Below are 4,542 nucleotides of genomic sequence, written 5' to 3'. Positions count from 1 at the left end.
TTTGTAATGAAAAGATTTTTTTTGGTTTTCATTTGTTCTCTCATGTTTTTGGGTTGCGCTCAAAAAATCAATTACGGGCAATTATCATTAAATTTAGAACTTGGAATGACTAAGCAAAAGGTTATGGGGGTTCTTGGTACGCCTAAAAGAACAGATGTAAACGATGAGCGAGAGCGTTGGTATTATTGGAATTCAACTCAGGTGGGATTGGCTTCTGTCGATAATGAAATGCTTTCAAGTGATAAAATATCTGTCACATTTAAAGGCGGAAAACTTACCAAGTGGGGGGCTCAAAATTATATGGATGATGTAATGGAGAGCCAGCAAAAGTTATTAGAGTCCACACTGAATAAACCAATAAGAGTAGAACAGACAATTATTACTAAAGATGAATGATAGATGCTTATTCGTCTGGAGTTAAATTGAAGATACATTTAGTTGTTCGTTGGTGGTCGATTTACCATAACGGCACTTAGTGCGAATTCAGATTTAGACACAAGAACGGCTCCCTATTGGGAGCCGTTCTTCGTTACGCAGTCACGTGAGTGAACACAACAGAAATTATGAAGATCTTACTTTTGATGATGATAGTGAAAACTTTGGTCTCAGACCAAGATTAGCCTCAAACTATCCTTACCAAAACTCTGGTTGAGACATGCGAGTAGGGAATATTCTTAAAATCTCAATACAGTTATTTTTTACTCGATAAGGTATTAGGTAAGGAAACTTATTTAGGACAAGCTCTCTTGTTCCAAAGACTCGACCAGGACGACCCATCGCAGGATTGGTTTTTAGAAGATTTGTTAAGTCATAGACTTCTTGAACAAACTCACGTGATGATTGTGGGTTATGTTCGTGTAAATACTCTGCAGACTGCTCTAAATTGATTAAGGCTTTTTTAAGCCACTTAATCTGCATTTACACCCCACTTAGAAAATGCGTCTTGTACATCGTCCTTGTTAGCAAACTGTCCTGAGTCAGCTTCATGCAGTGCATCTTTGATTTCATTTATCTGCCAAAGCTCACGAACTAAGTAATCTTGAATTGCTTGGTTGGTAATCCATGACTTTGTTCGCCCCGTGGACTCTGCAAGTAATGTTAGTTTTTGTTCAATATCTTCGGGGATTCTGACTGACATAGATGGCATAATAAGCCTCCTTGTATTACGTTAATTACATTGTAATACAAAGTAATCATTACTACTAAATTTTGTAGACTTGATAGGATTTTTTCTTAAGTGGGTTCCCTGTTACTTTCGGCCATTGGCCGTTACTGTTCGAGTAAGATTAACAATGAAAAAAAAATTAATTATCGCGCTAATGTTTTTTGCTGCACCTGTTTTTTCTGACGGTGAAAATGAATATCAAGATGGAAAAATTGCCGGATATACAGCAGCGTGTGCAAGCTACTACGAAAATGACTATATAAAAAAATCGCTTTTTGAATCGCTGATGCTACTTCAAGAGTATGAGATTGAAAAAATGCCAGCAAGCAAGATGAAATATGAGCGCGATAAAATGTTTAAAGCAATGGAGGTGTTTTATTTAGATTTTAAAATTGATCAGAAAAAAAGAATGTGTGACGGGATTTATGGAATCTATGAGGATTATCAATTTTAGACTCTATTTAGGCGTTTTTTGTTGTGCGAACAAGGTGATCACAAAAATGATCGTTGAGATCTTTATCGTTAAGTCGTAACCTTTTGCTCTAGATGTGAAAAAACCGCCTTGCAGGGCGGTTTATTTCGGAATACTTAAACGATTGAAGCCCGTTAAGTCCTTTCATGATAGCCATATCGTTAAAGCACTTCAAGTACTCCTGCACTCTGTTTGGATTCAAGATGTTTTGGACAGAGCGATGCGCATCAGCCACCGACCAAGGGATATTCCAAAGGTGGCATGGTAAAGGCACTAATCAGAACTAAGCTAACGCTCGATAAATCCGCCCCTTGTAGCTGCTAGAGGGGATAAGCGGGAAAGGAATAAATGATTAGTGTTGTGAGACCGGAATGGGGGCGTAAAGCCTAACTCACAGCGCAGGGCAGCCCGAAAGGGTAAGAGACAAATCCCAATCTGAAAGCGACCATAGATATACCCAAATCACTCATGAAATTGAGTCGAAATGGGTAGGGGTCGGCGCAGCCGAAAGGGCTGTTTTTTCGACGCGCCTGTACTCTCTTTGTTCCCGCTTATACCGCTAGGCGCAGTGTGTGAGTAAGCGGAATGCCACTTAATGGCAATCTTTGGCACTGTCCCTGTATTTCTCCTTTTATTCTTCTTTAGCCTATTTTTTATGCTAACCTAATCACGTGCTTTTGTTTTAAGCCAGCATACACAGAGTGCACTCGCTACGCTCGTTTCTCTGTGAGCTGGAAAGGGGCGCTAACGCCCCCTTTACCCCAGTTAACCACTTCGAGAAGTGACCTCGTTCCGAGCTAACTTCCCTCAGAGGCTAGGAGAATTTTTCGTGGATAAACGAGAGAAGATAATCAAAATCAGAGCAACTGAATCTGAATATGACGCCTTAGTTAAACGCAGCTCTAAACCTCGTTTGGCGGAATGGATGCGGGAATACTGTTTGGATGCAAAAGTACCTCGAGCTAATACGGTACCCAAAGTAGACCCAGCATTATTGAGGCAGCTTTCGGGAATGGGGAATAATTTGAATCAAATTGCACGAGCGATTAATAGTCAGGATTGGAAACCGGTTGATCGCGTGCAAATCGTTGCCGCTTTATCGAGCCTTCAACGTGAACTGAATTTGATAAGAACCAAGAAGAACGCGAACGATGATAGTTAAATTTCATGCGCGAGGTGCCGGTAGAGGATCGGGGCCAGTCGATTATTTACTTGGAAAAGACCGCGCTCGTGACGGTGCCACTTTAGACCGTGGTGATCCTGATGCGATTCAAGATTTGATTGATTCCAGTCCTTACGCGAAGAAGTACACCTCTGGCGTTTTGTCATTTGAAGAGTCCGACCTTGATCGGACTACCAAAGATAAAATCATGTCGAGTTTCGAAAAAGCATTGTTACCAGGTCTCGATGCGGATCAGTATTCATGCCTTTGGGTCGAGCACCAAGATAAGGGGCGTTTGGAGCTGAACTTTGTTGTTCCTAATGTTGAACTGTTATCAGGGAAGAGATTACAGCCTTATTTTGAAAAGGCTGATAAGCCCAGAATTAACGCATGGAAGATAGCAACGAATGCCATTTTAAAACTTCATGACCCTGATGATCCCATGAATAAAAGAGATCTCACCACGCCTCGAAATTTGCCCAAGTCAAAGCATGAAGTTGTGCGAGCTATCACTGATGGATTGTTATCTAAAGCCGGCAATGGTGAGTTGAGCAATAGACAAGATTTAGTGGACGCTCTTGAGGGCGTTGGTTTTTCTGTTGTCAGAAAAACCAAAAAAAGTATTTCTATATCCGATCCAGAAGGCGGTCGAAATATTCGATTGAAAGGGCTGATTTATGAGCAAGATTTTAAGTTTGGCGCAGGACTTCGAGAAGAAATCGAAACAGCAAGCGCACGATACAGAGCTACGTCTCAAGAGCGAATTCGAGAGGCACGAGAAGTCTATCGAACAGGCGTTGAGATCAAGCGAGCAGAAAATCAAAGGCGACATCCGCGACCAGAACCAGCGCTTGAGCGCATTAGTTTTGAAAAGTTGGCTCTGGATAGTATTAAGCGCAGTGCTTGTGTTAGTCGCTTGCTCGAGCGTGATTTGGTGGCAAGGAAAGACGATTCTCGAGAATCAATTGGAAATCAGCCAACAGAGCAAGACGTTAGAAGACCTCAAATCGAAGGGCGGAAAAATTCAGATGAGCACATGTGGCGATCAGGAACAGCTTTGCATCAAGATCGATCTAGAGGCGGAAAGTTACGGCAGGAACGGAGTGTATCCGTGGAGAATACCAGAGGGTTATTAACCGATGACGGAATTAGAACAACAGCTATTGAGCGCATTCGACAGTTTGCAGAATCAACACGAGAAGCAACACAAAGACTTTGTAACGTCTTACAACGGGTTAGTACAAATGTTCGAGTCTACCTCGAAAGAGAACAAAGAACTCCGTCATCAAGTCAGCAACTTGAGCAGGCAAGTAGAGCACTTGAGCGCGCATCTCCTGCAGTTGGAAAAGCATTACAACAAGAACAATCGATAAGTATTGATCGTGAGATCGGTGATCGAGGCATGAGTTTGTAATAAATGGCGCGTTGGTTGTGTTTTAAGAGTTAAATCAAAATTGCTTTTTATGCCCTGTAAATCGCTCTGAAAGCGTCACAAACTTACAAGGCGCTATGGAAGCATATCGCCTTGATCAAGTGTCCAAAATCTTCGCTAAGAGCGTTTGAGGGCTTCTGAGGTCTATTTCTGATAGCAAACTTTGCTATTTACCATAATAGGAATAATGAACACCGAGTTTTTGTATTTGAGATGTCTTTTCTCTTAAATTGGTGTCCTGCACTAACTAGTGCAGCTAATTTTTTGATAAAATCGGTAATTAACAATAATTCCCAACTAAAAGGCAATGC

6 protein-coding genes and 1 pseudogene are annotated in these 4,542 nt (G+C 41.5%); 5 read left to right on the top strand and 2 right to left on the bottom strand.

The features are described 5' to 3' along the window. Positions 1–6 precede the first annotated feature (6 nt). Entirely contained in the window at positions 7–396 is a 390-nt protein-coding gene (gene bamE / locus OCV56_RS26085; protein ID WP_190960491.1) for an outer membrane protein assembly factor BamE domain-containing protein, read from the top strand. A gap of 237 nt (positions 397–633) precedes the next feature. Here the strand turns inward: bamE and OCV56_RS26080 are convergent, their stop codons facing one another. Together OCV56_RS26080 and OCV56_RS26075 are read right to left on the bottom strand one after the other, a co-directional pair. Then, entirely contained in the window at positions 634–918 is a 285-nt protein-coding gene (locus OCV56_RS26080) for a type II toxin-antitoxin system RelE/ParE family toxin (protein ID WP_086716333.1), read from the bottom strand. After that, positions 908–1,147, bottom strand: a complete 240-nt coding sequence (locus OCV56_RS26075; protein WP_086716332.1) for a CopG family ribbon-helix-helix protein — start codon at positions 1,145–1,147, stop codon at positions 908–910. The genes OCV56_RS26080 and OCV56_RS26075 overlap by 11 nt, the downstream gene beginning before the upstream one ends. Before the next feature lie 145 nt (positions 1,148–1,292). On the opposite strand from OCV56_RS26075, the gene OCV56_RS26070 reads away from it, so the two are divergent. The 4 genes and pseudogenes from OCV56_RS26070 to OCV56_RS26055 all read left to right on the top strand — a co-directional run bounded on the left by OCV56_RS26070 (position 1,293) and on the right by OCV56_RS26055 (position 3,935). Further along, complete coding sequence (locus tag OCV56_RS26070; RefSeq protein ID WP_086716329.1) at positions 1,293–1,619, top strand: hypothetical protein; 327 nt, start codon at positions 1,293–1,295, stop codon at positions 1,617–1,619. A gap of 847 nt (positions 1,620–2,466) precedes the next feature. Beyond that, on the top strand, positions 2,467–2,799 hold the full coding sequence (locus OCV56_RS26065; RefSeq protein ID WP_086716328.1) for a MobC family plasmid mobilization relaxosome protein: 333 nt from the start codon (positions 2,467–2,469) through the stop codon (positions 2,797–2,799). Continuing rightward, positions 2,789–3,103: pseudogene (locus OCV56_RS26200) on the top strand (mobilization relaxase); the annotation flags it as partial. The gene OCV56_RS26065 and the pseudogene OCV56_RS26200, both read left to right, overlap by 11 nt. Positions 3,104–3,476: 373 nt before the next feature. Continuing rightward, positions 3,477–3,935 carry an MbeB family mobilization protein gene (locus tag OCV56_RS26055; protein WP_143691608.1) on the top strand — a complete coding sequence of 153 codons (459 nt, stop codon included), beginning with the start codon at positions 3,477–3,479 and terminating at the stop codon, positions 3,933–3,935. The last annotated feature ends 607 nt before the right edge of the window (positions 3,936–4,542 follow it).

Source organism: Vibrio gigantis, from assembly GCF_024347515.1.
GTDB lineage: Bacteria > Pseudomonadota > Gammaproteobacteria > Enterobacterales > Vibrionaceae > Vibrio > Vibrio gigantis.
The sequence above is the reverse complement of the archived record's forward strand: the minus strand, read 5'-3'. Positions and strand labels throughout refer to the sequence as shown.

Bases quoted from the DNA above. Each gene is read 5' to 3' on its own strand.
- bamE (WP_190960491.1), top strand. From the start codon at position 7: ATGAAAAGATTTTTTTTGGTTTTCATTTGTTCTCTCATGTTTTTGGGT.
- OCV56_RS26080 (WP_086716333.1), bottom strand. From the start codon at position 918: ATGCAGATTAAGTGGCTTAAAAAAGCCTTAATCAATTTAGAGCAGTCT.
- OCV56_RS26075 (WP_086716332.1), bottom strand. From the start codon at position 1,147: ATGCCATCTATGTCAGTCAGAATCCCCGAAGATATTGAACAAAAACTA.
- OCV56_RS26055 (WP_143691608.1), top strand. From the start codon at position 3,477: ATGAGCAAGATTTTAAGTTTGGCGCAGGACTTCGAGAAGAAATCGAAA.
- OCV56_RS26070 (WP_086716329.1), top strand. From the start codon at position 1,293: ATGAAAAAAAAATTAATTATCGCGCTAATGTTTTTTGCTGCACCTGTT.